Source organism: Treponema sp. (genome assembly GCF_045657965.1).
Taxonomy (GTDB): domain Bacteria; phylum Spirochaetota; class Spirochaetia; order Treponematales; family Treponemataceae; genus Treponema_D.
On sequence record NZ_JAZOUG010000268.1, the window covers coordinates 1 to 23890 of the forward strand.

Sequence of the window (23890 nt, forward strand, 5' to 3'; positions counted from 1 at the left end):
GTAGTAATTTTTTTATTTACTAGAAAGCTTAAAACTGCTTTAGCAGTTTTAGGTTTTGCATTTTTATTAATATCCGTAGATTTTATAAATGGTTCTTTTGGAAAAGATGTATATAATGATTCCAAGACTCTAGATAAAGCACATAGAACTGAACTTTTTCCAGCTCCATTAATACCTGCAATACAAGTTATATGATCTCCAAATTCTATTGTTGTATCTGTAAATCCTCTGTAGTTTTCCAGATGAAGACTTCTTATTTTTATCATTTTACACCTTCTAATACATTGTATCATGATTTAGTGTCAAATACTGACACTAAAATTATTTTTCCTCAAAGGTAACAATATCTCCTATGTCACATTTTAGAGCCTTGCAAATTTTATGCAGGCTTTCCATAGAGACATATTCACCTTTGTTCATCTTTGCCAGGACATTTGTAGAAATTCCGGCCAAAGGAATTAAATCTGATTTGTTCTTAATTCCTTTTTCAATCAGCAGAATCCATAATTTTCTATAGTCTGTATTCATATAATATGATTATAACACACATTTTTGTTTCTGTGCAGAAAATCTCACGATTTCTCAAGAAAATCAATTATTCAAATAATACATCTCCAGACCCATAAACTCTCCGAAAGTCCATCTATCCCAGATATCTCGTGTCTGGAGTTCATCGTTTATCCGCAATGTAAGCCGGTCGGCAACGAAATTATCAATCAGCTCACCATTAACACCTTCATACCAGTTTATTTCCGGGAAATCTTTTTCAAGCTGGAAAGTAATTAGGATTTTGGAATCAGGGTCTCTGTCGAAAACTGAAAGAACTTCTAAATCAGCAACATGAACGATTTTGCCTGTTTTGGGTTTTAACCTTTCATACGGAGCAGATGCGAATTTTCCAATCATGGCGATTCCTTCGTTGGCAGTATTGTACTGAACTAAAATGAATAGGTTGCCTTTTTCAGCTTCTTCCCATTGTTCGATTTCCCAGCGAAGAGAATATTCTTCGCCATTATTAAAGTCGGTTTGGAATTCTTCAAAATCTTTTTGCTTAAAAGTATTACGTTCCGGATTCCAGCGAAGAATAAAACATTTCATGGATATTTATTCCTCATCATTCATATTTGCAAAACGCTCCAAAGATTCAATGCAATAGGCGCTTAATGTCATATTTTTTTCTTTTGCCTTGGAGCGAACTTTTTGAGCTAGTTCTTTGGGTAGGGTAAGTGTGATGTATTCAACAGTTTTGCCAGTTGCAGGTCTTCCAGCTCCTGGCCTTGCGCCGCCTCGTTTGGATTCTGACATAAATACCTCCGCTTATATTTGAATTATACATTGTTGTTTTCAATTATAAGATAACGCTGGATATTGAATAAGTCAAACGATATTTTCCGCCGGCCGGCGCAGTCAGAATCCTCATCCGCCAGACGGCGGAAAGTGCCTTTTTTCCTCAAAAAGCCCCTTTTCATACCTACGCAAGATAAAGAAAAGCTGACAAATAAGCATAAGTCCAATTCTCTTCTGAAGCGGAATGTATTCAAAAGTAATTTGTGTATACAGCACTATTTTTTCTGGAAAAACCTCATGTATACATCGCATATCCTCGAATACAATCAAATCCAGGAGCGAACTAAGTTTAGTCAAAAATGTATATTCGTATTTATCTTGCGAGTTCAGAAATAAAAAAGAATCCTGATTTTTGGTCAGGATTCTTGCATCCGCCGGCTGGCGGAATCGTATTTTTTATTGTTTTTAGGATTTTTGAACGGGGATTTCTTTCATCTGGGCTTTTAGTTTTTCACCCTGACGGAAAGTTGCTTTGTAATGATCAAAACAATCTATGTAATTTCCGTTTCTTGGATCTTTTGCCCAGAAGCGGGCTTTCTGGAGTTTTCGTTCAAAAACTCCAAAACCACGAAGTTCAACGCTGTTTCCTTCAAGCAATTCTTCTGTTACAGTCTGCAAAAACAAATCAACAATTATCTGGAAAGTTTGTTTTCTGATTGGATTGGTTGAAGGATAATCCCTGATATATTTTGAATAGATTTTATCGATCAAATCTTTCTTTATAATTTTCATTCTGATTTTCGCCAGACGGCGGATTTTCCTCCTTTAAGCAATCTTTCTTTTTCCAAGGCGGTAGCTTTCGCCGACAAACTCAACAGACTTGCAGGTTTCAGTCAGTCGATCCACAACAGCATCTCCAAGCTTCTTTAACAAATCTTCTTTCTTCAGATTTGAAATCAAAACGGTAGGAAGCATGTTTTCGTATCGGCGGCGGAGAACGTAATTCAAAATTGCATCTTCCTTTGCCTGCTGCATTGAACGGCCAATTTCATCAATCACAAGCATTGGCGTTGTCGAATAAAAGTTCATCAGATTTACACGATTTGTTTCTGAATGAAAATCCATCGAACATTCGTATTTAAAAATCATTTCTTCAACAGAAATAAAAGCGCCGCCAACTTCACGAATTATCGAAGCTCCAAGGTGTGTTTTTCCAACACCTTTTGGACCAAGAAGCAGAAGAACAGAATCATTACTTTCCTGGCGTGAAAAATCGATGACGGTTTGAAGACGAACTTCATCATCTTTGTTTCTTGTCTTCCAGGTATCGAACGATTCATTCCAGTAGCGTTTTGGTACTCCGCTGTTTTCAAACTCCTGTTTCTTTTTAGCCAGTAATTCAAGCATACGTTCACGTTCAGCTTCCGCTTCTTTCTGGCGAACAAATTCTTCCTGTTCCGGAGTTGTAATCAATGTAAACTGTGGAATCTTAAAATCTTTCATTGTTTTTATATTATCCATTTCTGCAGCTCCTCCCTTTGTGCAAATCTAAAATGGTAAATTGTCCAGTGTTTCCTGGCTTACTTCATCAATGCCGGTTTCTTTTACTGCCGTTATATTTGCTTTGTAAGCCCCTTTTTGTCTTTTTTGATTAAGCCATTTTCGTAATGTTTCAAAATCTGATTTTGGTTTTGCATTGTTTTCTTTTTTCCAGACTGAATAAGAATCCATCTCTTGATTTAAAATTGTCTCAGTGCAATTTTGCAGCAGTTCTGATTTTTCAGCCTCAGTCAGGAAGACATTTTTATGTTTCCCAAAAATCAGTTTTCTTGGTTCGTCATTTTTATATGGCGAAGTATTTTCCATGCAAACCTGCGTTTGAATGGAATAATCCCTTTTAATAAAAAGCTTACGGTCTTCTACCTGACGATTATATGCATTTCTGATAATTTCCGAGCTGATAAGTCCGGCTTTCCGTAATTCAAGCAGCCAGTTATTTACTGTCCGCTTGCTTACGGAATTCAGTTTTGCAAAATAATCGTTGGTAGCAAAACAATAATCTTTTTTGGAAGAGAGAAATAAGATCTCTCCGTATAACAGCTTTGCTCCATCTGTCAGTTCCGAATTGGTTATCACTTCAGATGGAATCAGAATGTAAAAGTGCGATGAAGCTTTTGTTTCTTCATGCAGTTTTTCCATTCGGTATGTTCTCCAACTTTTTGAAACCGGCGTTCAGTTCTGCAACATTTTTTCGTTCAGATGTTGTGAGCGTGTAATATTGCAGACGGCCATCATGAAAAGTGAATGTGATTGTGCATTCACCGAATCTTACAGGATGATTGTTTATATCCTGCAAAGCCGCTATAAAAGCGTTTTCGTTCATGCAGCGCCTCCTGGAACTTCCAGTGTAATTTTTGCTGATTCAGGATAAGGAATATTTCTTTTTCCTGTTGAGCGGTGTGACAGAATGTAAGCTTCCAGGTCCCCGCGGGCAAACAAGACTCGTTTTGAAAGTCTGATTCTTGGCAATTCTTCATCACTGATGAGGCTGTCTAAAGTGCTCAATCCGATTGAAAGAAGAGCCGCAGCCTCTGCACGTGTGAATAAAGTTTTTTCCGGAAACTCCACAATCATAGATTTTTCATTTTTCATATATTCGTCCTCCCTGTGTTTTTTCTCATTGCAATGGAAACTTGTAAAACTCAATTACATTCAAAATGATACAGATGGCCGTAAAATAAAGATATACCAAAATAAAGTTTTTTCGCCCAATATAAAGATTTTTCGCCAAATTTTGAGAAAAAACGCCAAATCGAATTTTTGACCAAATTTTAGAGGAGATTTGCTTCAGTAATTTTATGCTGGGAAAAACTGTGAAAAAGTCATATTTTACGTGGGAAATATTTAGAATTAACATAGTAATTTAACTGCTTGTAATATTATTTGTGCAGAATTTTTCACTAGGGGAGAGCAAAAATTTGCAAGACGTTAGGAAAATTTTTGCAATTAGGTAGTACGCAAAGTTGCGTTTTTGAGATTTTCTGAAGCCTGTTTTTAGATGTCTTTTTGAAAGATGTTTGAAGTTAAATGAAAAAGGCTTCCAGTCTGTATTGAACAAACTAAAAGCCTCTTGAAAAGGATTAAACTTCTATTGAATTTGCATCCTTGTTATCATCTTCAAGTTTTGACTTCTTTGAAGAATCAAATAATTTCTTTAATGCTTCATTTGGTTCAGATGTATTCTCCAGTTCTGCCATAATAAGATCTCTGTCTTTATTTGAAAGTTTAATAGTTTCAATTGTTTTCATGTTTTTGTCCTTTTTACGTATTTCAAACATTTTAACTCGGTAAACCGAATTAAAATAATTTCTAACTCGATTTACCGAGTTAAACCGAGTTAGAATTGAATTAAAATCAAGTTATAAAGTATTCAAGTAAACATACACACGAACATATAATCGTGTGTATGTTTACCATAATCTACGCAATTCCAAACCTTTGTGAAATACGAGCTGTATCTTCCTCAGAAAGATTTAGTTCTCCAAGATCCAGCTTAGCGATTCTCTTATCCTTTAGAATCTGTCCTTTCTTTCGGCCTCTTTCTAGTTCTGACAAAACGAACAAAACTCCCAGTTTGAATGAATCTTGATTAATTCCTTTCCCGGTATTTCCACTTTGTGTTACCGAGGCTTCCTCTGGTGATGCCTTTTTCTTAGCTTCAGCAGCCTTAATTATCTCATAAGCCTTGTTTATCGAAACACTCCCATTCTGAATCTTTTCCAGCAGTGCTGCATCCGCTTTCTTGGCAATTTCTCGCATTTTGCATACCTGACGAGCCGACTTATTAAGCTGTCGCCCGATTGCTTCATCAGATGAACCCTGTGCATTAGGATTAGAACGTCTGATTTCATCCAGCTTCAAAAACGCTGCAAAGTATTCACCATCCGTCAGCCGGCGGGAATTAAGCTGCATCTTGTATTCATACTCAATTGTTTCATCACGGCTATCGAACTTTTTTATGATTACAGGAACTTTCTCAAGTCCGGCCTTTTTAGCTGCCATGAATCTGGAATGTCCATCAACAATGATATAAGCTTCAGTTACGATAATAGGACGTGACTTATCGAATCCGTTTAGCCTCATATCATTTGCAATCTCAGCAACCTTATCATTCTCCTGCTGGAACACATTCTTAAAGTCCCTGTCAAAATGAAGCAGACTTACTTCAACAAGTTTGATCTTTGCATTGTCTTTATCGTTAGCCTTTTTATTCTTATTTCCAAAGATGTTCATAATTCAATTCTCCAAAGTTTTCGTTGCTTATACATAAACGAAATTAGCCTGACATACATCAGGCTTTAAATTTGATACGATTTATTCGTAATCCCTTTTTATTTCTTCATCAAATCCAAGGATTGGAAGAAGTAGCTTTTCTTCTACAGAGCGAAGTTTTTCAAGAGCTTTTTCTTGTTCCATGTGTGCTGCATAGTGATCAAGCATTGCTTCTGTTTTATGTCCTGAACTTGTCATCAAAACACGTTTATCAGCAACCTCATCACTCATACGGCTACACCATAAGTGGCGCCATGCATGGAAAGTGATTTTATCCGGTTCAGAATAACCAATGTTTTTCAGAACTCGTCTAAGAAACTTAAGCCAGTTCTTTGGATCTGTAGGATGGTCAGGAGTCAGTCCCCAAAAAACAAAACCTTTCATTTTCTGTCTCCAGGGATTAGCCTGAGCCTGTGCAATTAATAGGTCTCGAAGCTGTGGAGGAATAAGAACTTCACGCTCTTCACCGTTTTTACATTCTTTAAGCCCTTCACTTAGTCTCCAGGAATGTCTTACATACAAGCGGTCTACTCCAATGTCTTCAAAACGAAGTGCTGCAACTTCACCTGCACGCATTCCGGTATAAAAGGCAACTGCGTTAGCAAGTTTTGCTACATCATTATCCCAGTCTGCGGCAAAAACTGCGGCGGCCTGTTCAAGTGTAAGGATTTCTCGCTTCTTTGATTTCTGGGAGCATTTCATGATTCCGTCAAAGCAATTTATTTCTGTAAGATTGTGGAAGAACGCCCATTTAAGAGGAATTGTTACTGCGCTTACAACAGAGTTGATTGTCTTTGGTGCAAGTTTCAGAACTTCTTCATCTTCAAAAAGGGCAGTGACATCATCATGCGTGATACAACCCACAGATTTCCCTGCAACTGAAGGAAGCCAGTATTTTGTTGCTCTCAAGACCATAGCTTCACAGTAGTCGCGGTGAATAGAGCCGCCTTTGAGTTTCTTTTCTTTGACGTATGGAGAAGATTCAAAAGCCCAGAATTCTTTGATATATTCATCAATAGGCTTACTTTTTGGACTTGCCATCATAACTGCAGAATGAATCAAATTTCTTTCTTTTAGAATTTTGATAATGTTCTGGATGTCTTCACGTTCCAGATCAATAGTTCTAAGAGAATTGAGAACAGAGATTTTGTCTAATCCGATTCGCTTGTCATCAACCGAATTAATTCTGCTTGGAAGTTTGTTATTGACGACCCATTCCATTACAACGCGTTCAGCTGAGTTTCGGTCTCTGCTGCCGGTAGATCTGTTGTTGGAATAAGTGCCATCAGGGAGCTGTATTCTGGCATACCAAATACCAGAAGGCATTTTAAATAAAAAATAAGGCTTAGCCATAGAACCTCACTTTGCAACAAAAACTTTGGTTTAAACCTCAGTTTAAATTAGGTGTGATTTCTACGCCAAGCCTTACATGAATAGGATTGGTAGTAGTGCAAATCCTTATAACATAAGAATTTACTTGTATAGCTGGGGTAGGACTCGCCGTTACAGTCGCACACATCGTGTGTGCTCCTTTCACGGCGGCTGCATTCACTAAAACCGCATCCGTGCGGTTTTGCCTGCGCCACTGCTCGGCACGTTCATTTCGCTTCGAGTCCATACAGGCTTTTAACTCATTATGTTTAAAATAAAAAAACTCCTGCACTTACAGGAGATTTTTCTTTTAGCTGGGGCAGGACTCGAACCTGCGGCCTCCGGGTTATGAGCCCGACGAGCTGCCAACTGCTCTACCCAGCGTCGTTCAATGTTCGAGTATTATATACACTTTTTTATTTCTTGTCAATTATTTTCAAAATAATTTTGTTGTGATAAAATCAAGTTAATATGGAAAACACAATACCACGCTGGAATTTAAACTCAATTTTTTCTTCAATTACTTCAAAAGAATATAAGAATGCCCTTGCAGATTTTTCAAATGGCATGGAATATCTTGAACAACTTCTGGAAACTGCTCGCAATTCTATAAACTTAAATGACAAAAAATTCGATTTTTCTGACTGGCTCAAAACTTTTCTTGATTCAGATGAAAAAGTTACTTCACTCTGCACTACCCTGAATGCTTATGCGTATATTATTTATTCCGTCGATACCACAAATACAGAATACCTGAACAACATTACAAAAATTGACAATCTTACTCTTCGTTACAGGCAGATAGATTTATCATTTAAATCTGTTCTGCTTTCAGCTTTATCAATAAATCCTGATAAACTCGAAGATTTTTATAAGAAATTTCCTGAGTATACAGATTACCGCTACATCTTAAACGAAATTATCGAAGAAACAAAACATCAGATGTCACCTCAGGAAGAAAACTTAGCCGGCGAATTACAACAGACTGGCGGCAATGCCTGGGACAGACTGCACGAACAGCTTATTTCAAATCTTACTGACTCTGAATCAGGCAAAACTTTTAACGAATTACGTAATGATGCATATTCTTCAGATGCAGATACACGAAAATCATCTTATCTAAAAGAAATTGCTCTGTTGAAGCAGAATGAAATTGCTTTTGCGGCCTGTCTTAATAATCTCAAAGGCGAAACTATAACACTCAACCGGCGCAGAAAATGGCAGCAACCTCTTGACCGTTCACTTTTCTCCAGCCGCCTGTCTCAAAAAACGCTTGATTCACTTATTTCGGCAATCGAAGAAAGTCTTCCTATCTGGCGCGAATATTTTCAGATAAAAGCAGAATATCTTCATAAAAAAGGCCTTACTGTATCAGAAGATAAAAAAGGTCTGGCATTCTACGACTTATTTGCCCCACTCGCACAGACAGACAAAACCTGGACTTTTAAAGAAGCTCAGGATTATATTATCGAACGGTACAACTCTTTTTCTTCAGATATGGGCAGCTTTGCAAAAAAAGCCTTCGCTGAAAACTGGATTGATGCTCAGGTGCGTTCAGGAAAAGTTGGTGGAGCCTATGATGAAGATTTTCCTCTTGGTCACCAGAGCAGAATTATGACCAATTTTACCGGCACATTCAGCGATATAATCACTCTTGCACACGAACTGGGGCATGCTTATCATTTTTCGTGCATGAAAGGAAAGCGGACGGCCTTTTTCAGTTACCCGATGACTTTAGCCGAAACAGCATCAACTTTCGCAGAAACAATCGTTAAACAGGATATGATTTCAAAAAATTACAGCGAAAGCGAAACAATTCAGATTCTTGATATTGATTTACAGGATGTAAGTCAGGTTTTAGTCGATATTCTGTGCCGTTTTTACTTTGAAAAAACTGTTTTTGACGAACGCGAAAAAACAGAACTTACCGCCGAAGATTTCTGTCGGCTTATGAAAAATGCCCAGGAAAAATCTTACGGAAACGGCTTAAATACAGAACGCCATGAATATATGTGGGCTGTAAAATCACATTATTATTCAACCGGTCTTGATTTCTACAATTTTCCATATGCATTCGGACAGCTGTTTGCTTCAGGTTTATATGCACTCTATCAGAAAGAAGGAGAATCTTTTGCAAAAACATACGCTGAGCTTCTTTCAAACACAGGCAATCTGACTTGTGAAGATTTATGCGCCAGAGCTGGATTTGACATCACAACAAAAGCTTTCTGGAAAAGCGGGATTGAAATGTATAAAAAAGAAATTGATTTATTAAAAAAACTTTTAATAAATAAGAATTAAAATCATAAAAAATTGATTTATTATTCAAAACTTATTGACAAATTCGCTTATAAAATAGATTTTATCTATAGAAAACATTTTAAGAGGCACGAAGGCATTGAAAGGCAGTCAGGTTAGCATTAAGAACGTTCACAAACAGTTCGGGGATTTTGTCGCTCTCGACAATATCGATTTTACTATTAAGCAGGGCGAATTTTTTACTCTGCTCGGTCCTTCTGGTTGTGGAAAGACGACTTTGCTTCGTATTTTAGCAGGTTTTGAATTTCCGGACGAAGGTGAAATTCTTTTTGATGATTCAGATGTAACCGACTTACCGCCAAATAAGCGGCATTCAAATACGGTTTTTCAGAATTATGCACTGTTTCCGCATTTATCAGTCTATGAAAACGTCGCCTTTCCGCTTCGTCTTAAAAAACTTCCTAAAAACGAAATCGATGAAAAAGTCCGCAAATATGTTCACCTTGTTGAACTTGACGAGCATATTTACAAAAAACCTAACCAGCTTTCTGGCGGCCAAAGGCAGCGGGTTGCAATCGCACGTGCTTTAATTAACGAACCTAAAGTTCTTCTTCTTGATGAACCTCTTTCTGCCCTTGATGCAAAACTCCGCTCAAATCTTCTGGTAGAACTTGATCACCTTCATGACAAAATCGGAATTACTTTTATTTTCGTAACTCATGATCAGAGCGAAGCCCTTGCCGTTTCAGACAGAATTGCCGTAATGAACCACGGTCATGTTCTGCAGGTAGGCACTCCATACGAAATCTACGAAAGCCCGGCAACTCAGTTTGTTGCCCAGTTCATCGGTGAAACAAATTTATTTGAAGCCTCTGTCGTAAACTGTGAAAGCTACAAAGTTGAAGGAAAAGCCGACATCGAACACATGGTCACTCTCAATGTTCCTGCGCTTGGTCTTCAGGCTCAGCTTACAGGTGATACACAGGCCACAAAAGAAGAAGACAAAAATATTCTTGTTACTGATTATGAACACACAGACGAAGGGCAGAAAGTTGCATTTACTGTCCGCCCGGAAAAAATCCGTATCACTCTCGAAGAACCGAATGTAAACGGCCGTAAAGATATCAATGTATTTAAAGGTATCGTTGAAGAGCCGGTCTACACAGGGTTTCAGTCAAAATTTTATGTAAAGCTCGAAAAAACCGGAACAATAGTCAAGGTTTTCAAACAGCACCAGAATTATCTGGATGATGGTCCGGAAATTCAATGGAAAGACACCGTCTACATTTCCTGGTCAGCCGAAGACGGCTACATTGTTGAGGATGTCGACATCCTGTCATGACAAGTTTTCTGATGCATAATGCAGGCTGCGAAAACCTGCGGTCAATTTGCTTTATGCCACAGCCATGTGGCACATTTGTTTGATTACTGGAGAAATTTATGACTAAGAAAAATCCCGGTCCATTCTACAGCTACCCGATGGGGCTTTGGTTCTCACTCTTTTTTGTCATTCCGCTGGCAATTATTGTGGCTTATTCATTCATGAAACGAGATATGTTCGGCGGGGTTATCCACGAATTTACTCTTGATGCGTATAAACAGATGTTCTCGCCGGCCTACGGTGCAATTTTTCTGCGCACACTCTGGATGACAATCATTGCTACAGCTGTTTCAATTCTTATCGCTCTTCCATGCGGATATGCCATTGCCAGAAGCCGGCATCAGACAGCACTTCTGATTCTTGTAATAATTCCTTTTCTTACAAATTCACTCATACGTATTTTTGCATGGATGACAATTTTAGGTGAAAACGGTGCATTAAACGGAATCTGCGAAATTATTACAAAATTCTGCTTTTTTGTGACTCAAAATGAAGAAGGCGTTTTTGTTCCGCACAAATTTATGTTCACGAAAGGTGCAGTTATTCTGGTCAGTATTTACATGTACCTTCCATATGCAATTCTTCCGGTTTTCACCTCTGTTGACCGCTTTGATTTTACACTTCTGGAAGCTGCACGTGATCTTGGGGCAACAAAAGCCGGCTCTATTTTTAGAGTCATGATTCCAGGAATCAAATCAGGAATTATATCAGCTCTTATTTTCACTTTCATTCCGATTTTTGGAAACTACACTGTACCACAAATCATCGGCTCAACAGAAAGCTACATGCTTGGAAACATTATCATGGATCAGATTCAAAAAGCCCGGAATTTACCGCTCGCATCTGCATTCAGTGTTGTGCTCACCGTTGTCAGCATGGCAGCCATTTTGTTCATGATTTCTTCCGGCAAAAAGGAAGCAGGTCTCAAAAAAATGAAAAAGGAATAATAACCTTAATTAATAATGCTCTGGATTGCAGCAATTCCATACAATGCTGCAGTCTCACAGCGCAGAATATTTGTCTTTAAATGAACGGCTGTAAATCCTGCAGATTTTAAAACTTCAATCTCATCCGGAGAAATGCCGCCTTCACTTCCACAAAATAAAGCAATTTTTTTAGGATTTTTAATTTTTTCACATGCCTGAAAAATACTGACAGTCGAATTGTTCCTTTCATATAAGACTACAGCAAGTTTTTCGTTATCAGAAAGATTTCCGCTCCCGCTTTTCCAGTAATCCGGCAGTTCATTAAATTTTATAAGATTTTCGATTCTAGTATTAACAGGGCTTCCGCTCTGCTGCCTTGCTTCCCTTATAATTTTTTCAAACCGTTCAGAACGGAAATTCATTTTCTCAGAACCGGTTTGAGAAAACTCAGTCTTTACCGGAACAATTTTTGAAACACCACATTCAGTTGCCTGTCGTATAATCTGCTCAAACTTAGCCGGTTTTGGAACAGCCATAAAAAGAATGAACTCAGTTTCTTCAATAGATTGAGTTTCTTCCGGCTGATTTTCAAAGTTTTTACCTTCAGCCAAAGTATCACATATCTGCAGAAGGATTTCCTTTGATTTTTCGTTAATCCGGCATACAGTCATCGGCTGTAAACCGCCTTCAGAAAAGCGTACCTGTATCATATCACCTGCAGAAAGTCTGAGCACATTGTGCAGATAGCGGTAATCTTTTCCGCATATTTTGAGAGTACCGTTTGAACTGAGTGGAGCTTGTGAAATAAACTGACGCACTATTTCTTTTCTTCTTCAAGAACAGCTAAATCCTGCAGTTCTTTAAGAGTTTTTGTATTTTTCATCAAATTTGAAAAATTTTCTTTCTGAAGAATAGAAATTGCTTCGTTCAGCTGAACATCATAATCCAGATCATAAAGCATAGTACCTTTTGTGCGGTTAACTTCATTTCTTATAAGTTTACGCAGGCTTGCTTCATCAATTTCAGAATACTTCTTTTTGAGTGTTTTAGCATAATCAGAAATCTGCTTTTCTGTAAAATTTGATTTTCCATCTACATGTTTTGAAATTTCATCAGATTTCTGAAGTTCAAGATACTGCTTTTCGCCTTCTTCGCTTAAAACAGGGAACAAAACTTCACGGTCAGGAGGAATTCCGATTTTATCAATATTGACATCACTTGGAGTATAATATCGTGCAACAGTTATTTTAATGCCGTCCGTTGAAGAAAGCGGGAGAACCTGCTGAACAGAACCTTTACCGTAAGTACGCTGACCGACAAGATAAGCAAGATGATTATCTTTTAATGCACCGCTCAAAATTTCAGATGCTGAAGCACTGCCTTTATTGATAAGAACAACAACAGGTAAATTTCTGACAGTTGTTTTTTTAGCACTTGCAACAATTACAGAATTTTCGTAAGAAAGCCGGCTTTTTGTTGAAACAATCGGACCATTATCAATAAATTTATCAGCAACATCACCGGCACTGGTAATCAATCCGCCAGGATTAAAGCGTAAATCAAGTACAAGACCTGCTGCATTTGCTTTTTTAAATGAATCAAGGGCTTCCTGAGTGCGCTCTGCTGTATGAGGATTAAATTCAATCAGTTTTAAATAACCTATTTTAGTTCCTTCAATCATGCCGTATTTTACAGTAGGAACTTCAATAATGGCACGGACAAGGGTGACAGGAAATTCCATTGTTTTACCGCGCCGGATGACAAGATCTACACTTTCACCAACTTTTCCACGAAGCATGTCCAGAACTTCTTCCATTGTAAGAGTTGATGTATCAACACCATTAACAGATATTATCAAATCCCCGGCCAGAATTCCTGCCCTGAATCCTGGAGTATCTTCAACAGGAGAAACAACCTCAACGTATGCCGGCTTATCAGGATTTGACTCAACCGCCTTTGAAATTGAAAGCCCTACACCACCAAACTGACCTTTCATTGTATCATTAAGGCTTCTTGAAGCTGTCTGATCAAGATACAGTGTGTAAGGATCATTAAGGGCCTCTAACATTCCCTTTAATGCACCCTTATATAGAACAGTAGGATCAACTTCATCAACATAATTCTGCTGGACAAATTCATAAATACTCGACATCAGCTCAATATACTGCCTTGATTGAGCTGATTTTTCTGATGCAGTTTTTGAAGAAGACTGGGCAAAACACTGTGAAGCAAAAACTGCTATTATAAAGACCAATAGGACTGAATTTACACGTTTCATAATTGAATCAAAATTTTTCATATTATTTTATTTTATGTTTCTATTTAAGAAAAATCAATCTTTATAAATAAAGAATCTTGTGATATAATTTATTTTATGCAGATTATTCCAGTGGCAAGCGGCAAAGGTGGAGTGGGTAAAAGCCTTCTTTCCGCAAATTTAGCAATCGCGTTGGGGCAGGCAGGCAAAAAGGTCGTGCTTGCTGATTTAGACTTAGGTGCTTCAAACCTTCATCTTGTTATCGGGCAGAATTCACCCAAAAAAGGAATCGGTACTTTTTTAACAGGCGAATCAAAATTTGAAGAAATTATTTCGCCTACTGATTACAAAAATGTCAGTTTTATCGCCGGTGATTCTGAAATACCGGGCTTAAGTGCACTTAAAGTTGCCCAGAAAAATTCTTTAATCAAAAAATTTCATTCTGTAGATGCAGATTATCTTATAGTTGATTTGGGAGCTGGTACACATCTTACCATTCTTGACCTTTTTTTAATCTCTCCACAGGGAATTATCGTTACAGCACCTACAGTTACAGCAACACTCAACGGATATCTTTTCCTTAAAAACGCTGTATTCCGGTTAATGGCAGCAACTTTCAAAAAAAATTCAAAGGCAGCTGATTTTATCGCAAAACTCCGTAATGATTCGGCTTCCCTGCAGAGGCTCTACATTCCAAAATTAATTGAAAAAATCACTGAAATCGATCCGGAAAACGGTTTAAAATTTAAAAAACGCCTTTCTCAGTTTAAGCCGCGTTTAATAATGAACATGATTGACGAACCTAAAGACGCCGATAAAGCTCAGAAAATCCGCCGTTCATGCCAGCAGTATCTCGGGCTCGAAGTTGAGTCTTTAGGCGTAATGTACCGCGACTCAATGCAGGACAAAGCCCTTTCTTCAAGTCTTCCGGTCACTGTTTACAAACCGAATTCCGTACTTGCACAGGCAATCTACCGCATTGCAGAAAAAATCATACAGGGTGAGTCGCTTTCATTTGATGAAACTTTTGATGTTGCCACAGAAGAAGCAAATGACGACTATTCTGCAAAACTTTCATATGTTGAAGATTTAGTCGGTTCAGGAGCTTTAAGCGTAGGCGAACTCGCAGAAATGATAAAAACTCAAGCATATGAATTAAATCAGCTCAAAAATGAAAATATCATGCTCAAGTCTAAGCTTGTAAAAGCAGCTCAGCAAGGGTTTAAATTATGATTCTGCCGCTTTACATCAATTATCCGTCCTGGATTCATCCGGAAATTTTTCCTAATGTGCCGGGATTGAGTCTTTTACGCTGGTACGGACTTATGTACATTTTTGCCTTCGGAACGGCTTTTTTTGTCCTCAAAAAACTGCTCCGTGAAGGGGCTTTAGATTCCATAAACAAAGACGGAACGCTGCATAAAGCCACAGAAGACGATATTTTCAGCTTTATCGCAACAGGAATCGTCTTTCTGCTGATTGGTGCAAGAATTTTTTCAACTTTGGTTTACGATACATCCGGCATTTACCTGAAAAAGCCGTGGCTCATATTCTGGCCTTTTCAGAATGGTCATTTTACCGGCTTAGCAGGAATGAGCTATCACGGAGGCTTTATCGGCGGTTTATTCGGCATGATTTTCTGGTGCTTCAAACATAAAGTTCCGTTTTTCAAATGGGCAGACGCAATGGTCACAGCAATTCCTTTAGGTTACACTTTTGGCCGTATCGGAAATTTCATGAACGGTGAACTTTACGGAAGAATCACCACTGCTTCCTGGGGTATGGTCTTTCCGCACGCAGAAAAATTTTCTGCTTCTCTTTCCTGGGTTCAGGAATTTATGACAAAAATCGGCATGGAAGCACAGACAAATCTTGTAAATCTTCCGCGGCATCCAAGCCAGCTGTACGAAGCATTATTTGAAGGCGTAATTTTATTCTCAATTATCTGGCTTTTACACAAAAAAAAGCCGTTCGATGGATTTTCAGGTGCACTTTACACAGGCGGTTACGGATTTTTCCGCTTTTTTATCGAATATTTCCGTGAACCGGACGCTGATATCGGCTACCGCATTGCAGCAGATTCTTCTGCACCGATTTACATGAACACAAGCCTTTTAAACATTTCTACAGGCCAGATTCTGTGTTTTTTAATGATTTTGGGTGGAATTGCCGTTGCAGTTACAGGCTGGATTCTAAATAAAAAAAAGCAGGCAGAATAATCTTTATAAAAAACGACCGTCGGTATGATACCAGCGGTTATTTTTTTGCATTTTACTTAAACAGCTTTTTAATTTCGCCTGAATAAATTTCGTTAATACGGAAACGCATGATTTCCTGCTTTGCAGACAGTTCTACGCCGACTTCAAAAGGCTTTTCTAGCAGAGCAATTTTATTGATTCTCTCGTACATTTTGAATCCGTTTTTAGAATTTACACGGGTAGCAACCTCTGTTTCGATAAGGTGAAGAACTTCAGCACTCTTAACCATGTCAGAATATTTTTTGTATGGAAGACCTGAATCTTTACAGAATGCTTCAACTTCTGCCTGTTCCGGCACAACAAGGGCTGCAAGATACCGCTGATCCTGGCCTAAAACTACAGCTGTCTGAATAAAGCGGGATTCCTGCATCTTCATTTCGATTGGAAGTGGCTCGATATTTTCGCCGCCTGTCTGAACGATTGTGTCTTTCATTCGTCCGCAGAGAACAATTTCGTTATTTGCTGTAAGGCGTGCTAAATCTCCTGTGTCGAACCAGCCGTTTTCGTCGATTGCTTTTGCTGTAAGTGCCGGCTGTTTGTAGTAGCCTTTCATTACAGTGCCGCCTTTTACTTCAAGAACACCTTTTTTACCGCGTTTAACAGGTTTTCTGGTAAGAGGATCTACTACACGGGCAGAAACTCCGCGTACAGGAGAGCCTACATTGCCAAGCACAGGACGTGAAATCGGGCGTACAGAAATAATTGGTGAAGTTTCGGTAAGACCGTAACCTTCAGAAAGTTTGATACCGATTGCCCAGAAGAATTTATCTACAGCAGGTGGAAGCGCTCCGCCGCCAGGAACGCCCGAACGGAAGCCTGTACCGAGCATTTTTTTGATTTTGCGGAAAATAAGGGCATGACCAAGAAGCTTGATTGGATAACAGAAAAGCCATGGAAGCACAAATGCAGGCCATTGAAGCCAGCGTTTATCCATACCGTAGCGGGTAGTTCTGTCAAAAAGAACACGGTCAAGCTTAGAATGGAAAAGGGCAATATTTACAAAGAATTTAAACAGGCGGTAAACAGTACCGCCGGTTTTCCGCATATTGCGCCAGATTCCGTCGTAAACAGCTTCGAACACACGCGGAACAGCCGGAAGAACCTGTGGATTTAAGGTTTTAAGGTCAGAAAGAAGAATCGGTCCGACAGGTTTTGAATAACAGATTGTAGCTGCCTGATTGATAACAACATATTCGACAGCCCGCTGATAAGCATGCCAGACAGGAAGAACCATTAATCCTCTGTCGCCCGGGTGAAGATAAATCCGCTCACAGACTTCATCAAGTTGAGTAATAAAGTTTCCGTGAGAAAGCATCACTCCTTTTGGCTTACCTGTTGTGCCAGAAGTAAAGATAATTGTAGCCAAATCATCCCATTTACCTTTTTCGATTTCTTCGTTTACTTTGCCGGAATTTTCTGAATTGAATTTTTTACCGTCCTCGACAATCTGTTCAAAAGAAAAAAGAGAAATTCCGACCGCTTTTGTTGCTTCATAATCTTTTTCACCTGGAGCTTCAAAAACAATCATTTCGTTTACAAGAGGAATTTTGTCGCGGATAGAAAGAAGTTTTGTTATCTGTGCAGAATTTTCAACAATTACGCGCTTACACTCAGCAAAAGAAAGGATATATTCAAGGTCACCGATTGTAGCATCACATCCGCGCGGAACATCGATAGCACCGAGCATCATCAAGCCCATGTCGGCATGTTCCCATTCTTTGCGGTTATCTGAAATAAGACCGATATGTTCTTCACGCACAACACCATGAGCTAAAAGCCCGCCTGCAAAATCAACCGCAATTTCGTAGGCTTCTTTGTATGTAGTAGGTTCAAAATGTCCGTCCTTAAAGCGGCTCATCTGAAAAGCAATTTCGGGATATTCTGAGGCTCTCTTCCTGAAAAGACGCGGGAGTGTTGTTTCCATTAAAATCTCCAAAAAATAATATTATTTCATTATAGGAGAAAAATATAAAAAAGAAAAGATTGACAATTTTTTATTCTGATAATAAACTAATGATAGTTAGCTGGGATGATTTTAAATCATCTAAAATGGGTGGGAAAATGGCTAAATCAGAAAAAGTAACACGCGAGAAAATTATTCTTGCATTCCTGGACGCATGCTTTGAAAAAAATGCAGGCGGAACTTCACTTTCAGATGTTGCAGAACGGCTTGGAATCAAAAAAGCATCGCTCTATAATCATTATGAAAGCCGCGATGCAATGATTGAAGACTGCATACGATGGTGCGGTGATTATTACCGGAAAACTTATTTTATTCCAACGGATATTGATTCAATTTCGCAGCGCTATCCTGCAGAAAATGTCATGAAGGCAATTGTAAACCGCTGGTTCAAGATGAACGAAAAAGATCCGTTAATTCTGATTTATTCTTTCATCGAAAGCGAGAAATATATTTCTACAGCTGCAGCAAAAATCGCACAGGAAACACGCGAAAAACTTGTAAATCAGACAAAACAGGCTTTAAGAAGTCTTGGTACAGCTAAAAAAATCATCGATTTAGAAGAAAATGATTTAGATTCACTCGCACAAATTATGACTTCAATTACTGTTTCAAATCTTGATGAATACATCACAAACAGGAAAATTGAAATTCGGGCAAATCCAAAAGGCGGAGAAGGTTCGCTTTTTGAAAATACATCAGAATCTGATTACAGCAAAATCGACAGTCTTATTAACACATTTTGTTCAATGCTTAAATAAAAAAAAAGCTAGACAAAATGGAGATTTTTAGTGTAACATAATAGAAGAATCAAAGTTTTTTTGAGGTAACGGAATATGGGCAATAACAACAATGACATCGTTCCAGGTTTTAACGATGAAAAAGACGACAGCTTAAAAATTACAATCGAAAAAATCGCTGACATCGAAAATGGTCTCATTATTTATTTAAACGGTTACATCGATACATATAACTCAAGCTTTTTCCAGAAAAGAATTTCAAAAGCCGTAGAAGCTGGTTTTATTAATCTTGTTTTTAATTGTTCTGCATTAAACTATGTATCATCAACTGGAATCGGTTCATTTACTGCCTTCCTTAAAATGATTAAACCACAGGGCGGTGACATTGTTCTTCTGGAAATCCAGCCGAAGGTATACGAAGTTTTCCAGCTGCTGGGATTTTCACAGTTTTTCAACATCAAAGATACTATGAACGATGCAATCACTTTCTTCAAACGCGGTGCTCCTGTTGCAGAAAGTGTTTTCCCTAAAATCTTCAGCTGCCCGGTTTGTTCAAAGCGTCTTAAAGCAACCCGCGCAGGCCGTTTCCGTTGTTCTGAATGTAAATCAATTCTTGCAATCGATCAGCACGGACAGGTTTTTCTGGGCTAAAAATTCAACAGAATATTTTAAGTCACTTCATTAAAGAAGTGGCTTTTTTTATTTTTTCATGATATTCTTATACTATAATGAAACGCGTTCTTTATTTAACTGTAATTTATTTAGCGTCAATATTTACCGGAACTCTTGTTTTTGCAACTTTATTTCTGCTTAGTTGCAATCTTTCTATGTTCGTAACCGATTTATCATCACCTTTCTTTTCCCTGCACTTTTTTACAATTGGTCTTTTAATCAGTTTTCCTATTGTGTGCATTTTAGTTCAGGTTCTTCTAATTTTGTATTCTATCCGTCATCCGGAAAAACATCTCCTTTCACTAGCTTTATATTTCGTATTCGGGCTCCTTTCATGGCTTGTCTTTATACCAACCGACATGCAGCTGCTTACAAAATATTATGACGGTCACGATATTTTATCTGCAAGAACCACTGCAGTAAGTTCCGGAGTATTCCGCGAAGAAGAAAACGGTGTCTTTTATTATTCCAGAATTGATGAATCATACAATGCAGACGGTCTTTTTATTGATACAACAGGCTTTCTTGATTCAGATTCTACAGTTCTTCCTTTTTTTGATGTTCCTGTAAATAACAATTCAGCCTACCCTTATTCAGATGTTCTTATAAAAAATTCGCTGCAGCCGCCGGCTCTTGTAAAATATCCGCTTGCAGTCTATAACGCTTTACTTACTGCAGCTGAATACAGTTCTTCATTAGGATTTTTATCATGGCTGTGCTTTGCAACACTCGGGCTGGCTCTTCTTTCTGTTTACGGCTGCCAGTTTGCAAGTTCCTGGAAATTAGCAAATGTTTCCCTTGTACTTGCCGTAACTATGACAATTCTTTTTGTAAATTATCTGTACTATATGGGAATTATGCCTCTAGTTCTCAAAGAAATTTCTTCAAAGCTATCAACCCTTACTACTGTAAAAGATCCTCTTATTACCATAATAAACCTCTTAATAACGATTATGTTTACAGGCTTTGGAATATTTATGGGAATTTACAGGCTTAAAAGTTCTGAATCGGAGAATAAAGAATGAGAAAAACAGGTCTTATCGTTTTAATATACGCGGTCTTAGCATTTGCAGTCAGTCTGCTTATATCAAATTTTATAAAAGCACTGCCTGTTTTAATTCCCGGCGAAGAAAACACCTACATTTTTATACGCGGTTTTCTGTTTTTCTGCAAATTTCTGCCGTCACTTATATTCAGTGCTTTTGTAATCGGCTGTGCCATTGCATACGGAAAAGACGCAGAAAAGGCAAAAATAAAATATTCTCCGCTAATCATGTCTCACTTTAAAAAGACAATGATTGCTTCCATTATGATTGTTCTTGGCATTTCTGTAATATCAGAAGTTTTTGTACCGATTTTTGAACAGCAGCAGACTAAAGCAAAAATAAAGCCGATGCTTTTTTCAGAATTTATGAATTTAAGCAGGGAATATTATGAAAAAGGCAACATGAATCTGGCTTTTGAATATTCCTACAATGCACTTCTGTTAAATCCAAAAGATAGAGATGCCCTTGAAATAAAAGAAAAATCAGAAGCAGGATTAAAATCCTTAAAAATGATTCTGGACAGACCAGAAGAACCAAAATTTGTTTTTACACCGGCAAAAGAAACTAAAGGTGAAACAATTACTTCCCTTATCAATAAAGCTAAAGCTGCCATGGAAAATGAAAACTGGTTCGATGCCCATTATTATGCCTATCTTGCAGTTGAAGTTGGAAACAAAAAAGATATAAATCTTGATGAGGCAAACCGTCTGGCAAGTGAAGCCTGGAACCACCTGTTCAGCCCTACTGCGTTAAAATCTACCACTGAACAGGAACTTTTTAAAAGAAAAAGAGAAGCATACAAAACCCTTATCAGAGGCGATAATGTCGAAGGTTATTATCAGTTTGTTGATATAGCAGCCTTTTCTGATGTAGCAGCTCGCGATCCGGATGTAGCAAAATTTCTGGAAATCGCGCAGCAGAGAGTTGAAGAGCAGTGTTTTTTTGTCGAAGAAGTTGAAAATTTAAGGCGTTTTGAAGCTTATAATAATATTTATTTTGCAATCTCACATGAAGACGGTTCAAGAGACATAGTTTACATCCGGGGAATTACACCTGTAAAAAACTCCGGCAGAATGATTCAGTATCTCCGCGGTTTCACTATGTTTACCTACTCTGCTGAAGGAAGATTTCAGCGCTCTATTTTTGTTCCTTATGTAAAAATGCTTTCAGAATCCTGCAGCACATTTGATGAAGAATCAAAAGAACAGTTCGGTATAAAAGATTCTTTCAAAAATGTTCCGTTTCTTATGATGGAAAGTGTATCTAAAACAGGCAGAACCGGCAGAGTCTTTCCCGTTTATGAATATGATGCTGATTATGCTAAAGAACATACACCTTATTTAAACAATTATTTTGTTCTTGGACTGCCTTATTCAGATTTTAACTTAATCTGCGATACAGGTGCGGGTTCTGTCAGAATGAGTTTACTTGCTTTAATCAAATTTTTACCAAAAGCAAAAGAATACGGCTATTCTTATGAAGTCTACAATTCTGATTTTGTTTTCAGGATTTCATATCCGCTTTTAGCACTTATCTGCTGCATTTTTATGGCATGCATGGCATGGAATTACCGTCTGAAGAATTCACAGCTTTTTAAGTTTAAGTGGATTGTTGTTATGCCTGTTCTTACAATTCTTTTATATTTTATTCTTGAATGCAGCCTGTATGTATTCAGAATGTTCAGTTACGCACTTGTAATTATGCTCGGAGGTGCTGCAGTTTTTGTAACGCTTGCACTGCTGATTTTAATTTTATTTATTGTGTGCATGATTTTTGTTTCAAGAACTGCAGAATAAATGATATCTGTGCCACCAGTAAAAAAAGCCCCTCCTAAAATTGAATTTTATTTGTCCAACTTTAGGGGTGCACTTCAGACCAGGGCTTTTTTTGTTAATCCTCGATTTCGACCTGTTCGATTCTTGCTCCAAGTGAACGGAGTTTTTCAACCAGATTTTCATATCCGCGTTCAACCTGATAAACATTGCTGATTTCACTTTCACCATGAGCAATTAAAGCAGCAATTACCATTGCCATGCCGGCACGGACATCCGGAGAAACCAGCTTGTCGCCGTGAAGGGTACACGGTCCACTTACAACAGCGCGGTGAGGATCACAAAGCGTAATGCGTGCACCCATTGAAATAAGTTTATCAACAAAGAACATACGGCTTTCAAACATTTTTTCAAAAATCAGGACAGTGCCTTCAACCTGAGTTGCAACAACAGTCATGATTGAAGTTAAATCAGGCGGGAATCCCGGCCACGGAGAATCGTCAATTTTTGGAATCATGCCGCCTAAATCTGTATTTACTTTCATTTCCTGACCAAGCGAAACAGTGAGGGAATCCCCTTCGATTGTCCAGCGGATTCCAAGTTTTCCGAATGCAACCCTGAGAGGACGCATGTCTTTTGGATTCACGCCGGTGATTTTGATTGAGCCTTTTGTAGCAGCGGCAAGTCCTATATATGAGCCTATTTCCATAAAGTCAGGCCCTATTGTAAAATCTGTACCGTGAAGCTTTTTAACGCCGTCAATATGAAGAATATTGCTTCCTATTCCGGAAATTTTTGCGCCCATTTCTACGAGCATATTACACAAATCCTGCACATGAGGTTCACTTGCTGCATTATTAATGATTGTTTTACCTTCTGCAAGAACAGCCGCCATGACTGCGTTTTCGGTTGCAGTAACTGAAGTTTCGTCAAGAAAGATGTCTGCTCCTACGAGTTTATTTGCAGTAAAAGTAAAAGGACCTTCTACAGAAATGCGTGCTCCAAGTTCCTGTAAAGCAAGAAAGTGCGTATCTACACGACGGCGGCCGATTACATCTCCGCCAGGAGGCGGCATAACAGCTTTTCCTGTCCGGGCAACTAAAGGACCTGCGAACAAAATTGAAGCACGGATTTTTTTGCTTAATTCTGCAGGAATGTCAGAAGAGCGGATTAAAGATGCATCGATTTTCCATTCATGCTCACCGATTTTTTCAACACTCGCACCAAGTGCCTGCAAAATCAAAAGCATAACGCCCGTATCTTCGATTTGAGGAATATTCCGCAAAATGACAGGTTCTTCGCTTAAAAGGGTTGCGGCGATACATGGTAAAGCCGCATTTTTATTTCCACTGGCGGCAATTGTTCCCCGGATTGGAATGCCGCCTTCAATTCTGTATTTATGCATGATTTTAGTATCGCATAAAACGCAGAAAAATTCCACTGTGACACAGCACAGTTAAATGCTTCTACTCTGTAAGCCACTTACCGAACTCAAGGTTTGTGCCGAGGTAGCCTACTACAGGAAGACCGGCGCTGTCGAAGTCAAGACAGACATTCTGGAATTTAGGATCGCCGCCCTGTGGTGGAGTGATTGCAGGCACTGTCATGTATTCCCATGAGCCGGTGGTG

General features: G+C 38.5%; 25 protein-coding genes and 1 tRNA gene. 9 read left to right on the forward strand and 17 right to left on the reverse strand.

The window, feature by feature from the left end; translation table 11 throughout:
• From ACKI5B_RS10050 to ACKI5B_RS10110, 13 genes are all read right to left on the reverse strand, one after another.
• On the reverse strand, positions 1 to 266 hold a 266-nt coding region (locus ACKI5B_RS10050), incomplete at its 3' end, for an AAA family ATPase (protein WP_407428338.1).
• A gap of 55 nt (positions 267 to 321) precedes the next feature.
• Positions 322 to 528: a helix-turn-helix domain-containing protein gene (locus tag ACKI5B_RS10055; protein WP_027728267.1), complete on the reverse strand. Its 207-nt coding sequence runs from the start codon at positions 526 to 528 to the stop codon at positions 322 to 324.
• A 63-nt stretch (positions 529 to 591) separates the two neighbouring features.
• Positions 592 to 1098 (reverse strand): hypothetical protein, encoded by a 507-nt coding sequence (locus tag ACKI5B_RS10060; RefSeq protein ID WP_407428340.1) that lies wholly within the window; start codon positions 1096 to 1098, stop codon positions 592 to 594.
• 6 nt (positions 1099 to 1104) lie between these two features.
• Entirely contained in the window at positions 1105 to 1305 is a 201-nt protein-coding gene (locus ACKI5B_RS10065; RefSeq protein WP_407428342.1) for a hypothetical protein, read from the reverse strand.
• 447 nt (positions 1306 to 1752) lie between these two features.
• Positions 1753 to 2079 (reverse strand): HU family DNA-binding protein, encoded by a 327-nt coding sequence (locus ACKI5B_RS10070; RefSeq protein WP_407428344.1) that lies wholly within the window; start codon positions 2077 to 2079, stop codon positions 1753 to 1755.
• Between the two features lie 33 nt (positions 2080 to 2112).
• Entirely contained in the window at positions 2113 to 2808 is a 696-nt protein-coding gene (locus ACKI5B_RS10075) for an ATP-binding protein (protein WP_407428346.1), read from the reverse strand.
• A gap of 27 nt (positions 2809 to 2835) precedes the next feature.
• A complete protein-coding gene (locus ACKI5B_RS10080) occupies positions 2836 to 3486 on the reverse strand; it encodes a helix-turn-helix domain-containing protein (RefSeq protein WP_407428348.1) in 651 nt (216 codons plus the stop codon).
• The gene (locus tag ACKI5B_RS10085) at positions 3470 to 3670 is read right to left on the reverse strand and encodes a hypothetical protein (RefSeq protein ID WP_407428350.1); all 201 of its coding nucleotides are present in this window, start codon (positions 3668 to 3670) and stop codon (positions 3470 to 3472) included. Before ACKI5B_RS10085 ends, ACKI5B_RS10080 begins: the two co-directional genes overlap by 17 nt.
• Positions 3667 to 3939 (reverse strand): helix-turn-helix transcriptional regulator, encoded by a 273-nt coding sequence (locus tag ACKI5B_RS10090; protein ID WP_407428352.1) that lies wholly within the window; start codon positions 3937 to 3939, stop codon positions 3667 to 3669. The genes ACKI5B_RS10085 and ACKI5B_RS10090 overlap by 4 nt, the downstream gene beginning before the upstream one ends.
• Positions 3940 to 4427: 488 nt before the next feature.
• Entirely contained in the window at positions 4428 to 4625 is a 198-nt protein-coding gene (locus ACKI5B_RS10095; protein WP_407428354.1) for a type II toxin -antitoxin system TacA 1-like antitoxin, read from the reverse strand.
• A gap of 142 nt (positions 4626 to 4767) precedes the next feature.
• Positions 4768 to 5580, reverse strand: a complete 813-nt coding sequence (locus tag ACKI5B_RS10100) for a ParB/RepB/Spo0J family partition protein (RefSeq protein WP_407428356.1) — start codon at positions 5578 to 5580, stop codon at positions 4768 to 4770.
• Positions 5581 to 5661: 81 nt separating this feature from the next.
• A complete protein-coding gene (locus ACKI5B_RS10105; RefSeq protein ID WP_407428358.1) occupies positions 5662 to 6972 on the reverse strand; it encodes a tyrosine-type recombinase/integrase in 1311 nt (436 codons plus the stop codon).
• Between the two features lie 329 nt (positions 6973 to 7301).
• Positions 7302 to 7374: transfer RNA gene (locus ACKI5B_RS10110), tRNA-Met, on the reverse strand.
• A gap of 87 nt (positions 7375 to 7461) precedes the next feature.
• Between ACKI5B_RS10110 and ACKI5B_RS10115 the strand changes: the two genes are divergently transcribed.
• From ACKI5B_RS10115 to ACKI5B_RS10125, 3 genes are all read left to right on the forward strand, one after another.
• Complete coding sequence (locus tag ACKI5B_RS10115) at positions 7462 to 9291, forward strand: M3 family oligoendopeptidase (RefSeq protein WP_407428360.1); 1830 nt, start codon at positions 7462 to 7464, stop codon at positions 9289 to 9291.
• Positions 9292 to 9388: 97 nt separating this feature from the next.
• Positions 9389 to 10591 (forward strand): ABC transporter ATP-binding protein, encoded by a 1203-nt coding sequence (locus tag ACKI5B_RS10120; RefSeq protein WP_407428362.1) that lies wholly within the window; start codon positions 9389 to 9391, stop codon positions 10589 to 10591.
• 98 nt (positions 10592 to 10689) lie between these two features.
• Positions 10690 to 11577 carry an ABC transporter permease gene (locus ACKI5B_RS10125; protein WP_407428364.1) on the forward strand — a complete coding sequence of 296 codons (888 nt, stop codon included), beginning with the start codon at positions 10690 to 10692 and terminating at the stop codon, positions 11575 to 11577.
• A 5-nt stretch (positions 11578 to 11582) separates the two neighbouring features.
• On the opposite strand, the gene ACKI5B_RS10130 is transcribed toward ACKI5B_RS10125, so the two are convergent.
• Together ACKI5B_RS10130 and ACKI5B_RS10135 are read right to left on the reverse strand one after the other, a co-directional pair.
• Positions 11583 to 12374, reverse strand: a complete 792-nt coding sequence (locus ACKI5B_RS10130) for an RsmE family RNA methyltransferase (RefSeq protein WP_407428366.1) — start codon at positions 12372 to 12374, stop codon at positions 11583 to 11585.
• Entirely contained in the window at positions 12374 to 13855 is a 1482-nt protein-coding gene (locus tag ACKI5B_RS10135; protein WP_407428367.1) for a S41 family peptidase, read from the reverse strand. The genes ACKI5B_RS10130 and ACKI5B_RS10135 overlap by 1 nt, the downstream gene beginning before the upstream one ends.
• Positions 13856 to 13930: 75 nt before the next feature.
• Here ACKI5B_RS10135 and ACKI5B_RS10140 point away from each other — a divergent pair, with 75 nt between their 5' ends.
• Entirely contained in the window at positions 13931 to 15046 is a 1116-nt protein-coding gene (locus ACKI5B_RS10140; RefSeq protein WP_407428370.1) for a P-loop NTPase, read from the forward strand.
• 2 nt (positions 15047 to 15048) lie between these two features.
• Positions 15049 to 16032: a prolipoprotein diacylglyceryl transferase gene (gene lgt / locus ACKI5B_RS10145; protein WP_407428384.1), complete on the forward strand. Its 984-nt coding sequence runs from the start codon at positions 15049 to 15051 to the stop codon at positions 16030 to 16032.
• 52 nt (positions 16033 to 16084) lie between these two features.
• Here the strand turns inward: lgt and ACKI5B_RS10150 are convergent, their stop codons facing one another.
• Entirely contained in the window at positions 16085 to 17995 is a 1911-nt protein-coding gene (locus tag ACKI5B_RS10150; RefSeq protein WP_407428372.1) for an AMP-dependent synthetase/ligase, read from the reverse strand.
• An 89-nt stretch (positions 17996 to 18084) separates the two neighbouring features.
• On the opposite strand from ACKI5B_RS10150, the gene ACKI5B_RS10155 reads away from it, so the two are divergent.
• From ACKI5B_RS10155 to ACKI5B_RS10170, 4 genes are all read left to right on the forward strand, one after another.
• Positions 18085 to 18792: a TetR/AcrR family transcriptional regulator gene (locus ACKI5B_RS10155; protein WP_407428374.1), complete on the forward strand. Its 708-nt coding sequence runs from the start codon at positions 18085 to 18087 to the stop codon at positions 18790 to 18792.
• Between the two features lie 75 nt (positions 18793 to 18867).
• Positions 18868 to 19422 (forward strand): STAS domain-containing protein, encoded by a 555-nt coding sequence (locus ACKI5B_RS10160; RefSeq protein ID WP_407428376.1) that lies wholly within the window; start codon positions 18868 to 18870, stop codon positions 19420 to 19422.
• 77 nt (positions 19423 to 19499) lie between these two features.
• Positions 19500 to 20468: a hypothetical protein gene (locus tag ACKI5B_RS10165; RefSeq protein ID WP_407428378.1), complete on the forward strand. Its 969-nt coding sequence runs from the start codon at positions 19500 to 19502 to the stop codon at positions 20466 to 20468.
• Positions 20465 to 22285: a hypothetical protein gene (locus ACKI5B_RS10170; protein ID WP_407428380.1), complete on the forward strand. Its 1821-nt coding sequence runs from the start codon at positions 20465 to 20467 to the stop codon at positions 22283 to 22285. Before ACKI5B_RS10165 ends, ACKI5B_RS10170 begins: the two co-directional genes overlap by 4 nt.
• A gap of 94 nt (positions 22286 to 22379) precedes the next feature.
• Here the strand turns inward: ACKI5B_RS10170 and murA are convergent, their stop codons facing one another.
• Positions 22380 to 23666 carry a UDP-N-acetylglucosamine 1-carboxyvinyltransferase gene (murA, locus tag ACKI5B_RS10175; RefSeq protein ID WP_407428382.1) on the reverse strand — a complete coding sequence of 429 codons (1287 nt, stop codon included), beginning with the start codon at positions 23664 to 23666 and terminating at the stop codon, positions 22380 to 22382.
• Between the last annotated feature and the right edge of the window lie 224 nt (positions 23667 to 23890).

Coding starts and splice junctions, on each gene's coding strand:
- ACKI5B_RS10140 (WP_407428370.1), top strand. CDS start 13,931: ATGCAGATTATTCCAGTGGCAAGCGGCAAAGGTGGAGTGGGTAAAAGC.
- ACKI5B_RS10055 (WP_027728267.1), bottom strand. CDS start 528: ATGAATACAGACTATAGAAAATTATGGATTCTGCTGATTGAAAAAGGA.
- ACKI5B_RS10115 (WP_407428360.1), top strand. CDS start 7,462: ATGGAAAACACAATACCACGCTGGAATTTAAACTCAATTTTTTCTTCA.
- ACKI5B_RS10125 (WP_407428364.1), top strand. CDS start 10,690: ATGACTAAGAAAAATCCCGGTCCATTCTACAGCTACCCGATGGGGCTT.
- ACKI5B_RS10170 (WP_407428380.1), top strand. CDS start 20,465: ATGAGAAAAACAGGTCTTATCGTTTTAATATACGCGGTCTTAGCATTT.
- ACKI5B_RS10095 (WP_407428354.1), bottom strand. CDS start 4,625: ATGTTTGAAATACGTAAAAAGGACAAAAACATGAAAACAATTGAAACT.
- ACKI5B_RS10090 (WP_407428352.1), bottom strand. CDS start 3,939: ATGAAAAATGAAAAATCTATGATTGTGGAGTTTCCGGAAAAAACTTTA.
- ACKI5B_RS10075 (WP_407428346.1), bottom strand. CDS start 2,808: ATGGATAATATAAAAACAATGAAAGATTTTAAGATTCCACAGTTTACA.
- ACKI5B_RS10160 (WP_407428376.1), top strand. CDS start 18,868: ATGGGCAATAACAACAATGACATCGTTCCAGGTTTTAACGATGAAAAA.
- ACKI5B_RS10060 (WP_407428340.1), bottom strand. CDS start 1,098: ATGAAATGTTTTATTCTTCGCTGGAATCCGGAACGTAATACTTTTAAG.
- ACKI5B_RS10065 (WP_407428342.1), bottom strand. CDS start 1,305: ATGTCAGAATCCAAACGAGGCGGCGCAAGGCCAGGAGCTGGAAGACCT.
- ACKI5B_RS10150 (WP_407428372.1), bottom strand. CDS start 17,995: ATGGAAACAACACTCCCGCGTCTTTTCAGGAAGAGAGCCTCAGAATAT.
- ACKI5B_RS10165 (WP_407428378.1), top strand. CDS start 19,500: ATGAAACGCGTTCTTTATTTAACTGTAATTTATTTAGCGTCAATATTT.
- ACKI5B_RS10085 (WP_407428350.1), bottom strand. CDS start 3,670: ATGAACGAAAACGCTTTTATAGCGGCTTTGCAGGATATAAACAATCAT.
- ACKI5B_RS10080 (WP_407428348.1), bottom strand. CDS start 3,486: ATGGAAAAACTGCATGAAGAAACAAAAGCTTCATCGCACTTTTACATT.
- ACKI5B_RS10100 (WP_407428356.1), bottom strand. CDS start 5,580: ATGAACATCTTTGGAAATAAGAATAAAAAGGCTAACGATAAAGACAAT.
- ACKI5B_RS10135 (WP_407428367.1), bottom strand. CDS start 13,855: ATGAAAAATTTTGATTCAATTATGAAACGTGTAAATTCAGTCCTATTG.
- ACKI5B_RS10070 (WP_407428344.1), bottom strand. CDS start 2,079: ATGAAAATTATAAAGAAAGATTTGATCGATAAAATCTATTCAAAATAT.
- ACKI5B_RS10105 (WP_407428358.1), bottom strand. CDS start 6,972: ATGGCTAAGCCTTATTTTTTATTTAAAATGCCTTCTGGTATTTGGTAT.
- murA (WP_407428382.1), bottom strand. CDS start 23,666: ATGCATAAATACAGAATTGAAGGCGGCATTCCAATCCGGGGAACAATT.
- ACKI5B_RS10155 (WP_407428374.1), top strand. CDS start 18,085: ATGATAGTTAGCTGGGATGATTTTAAATCATCTAAAATGGGTGGGAAA.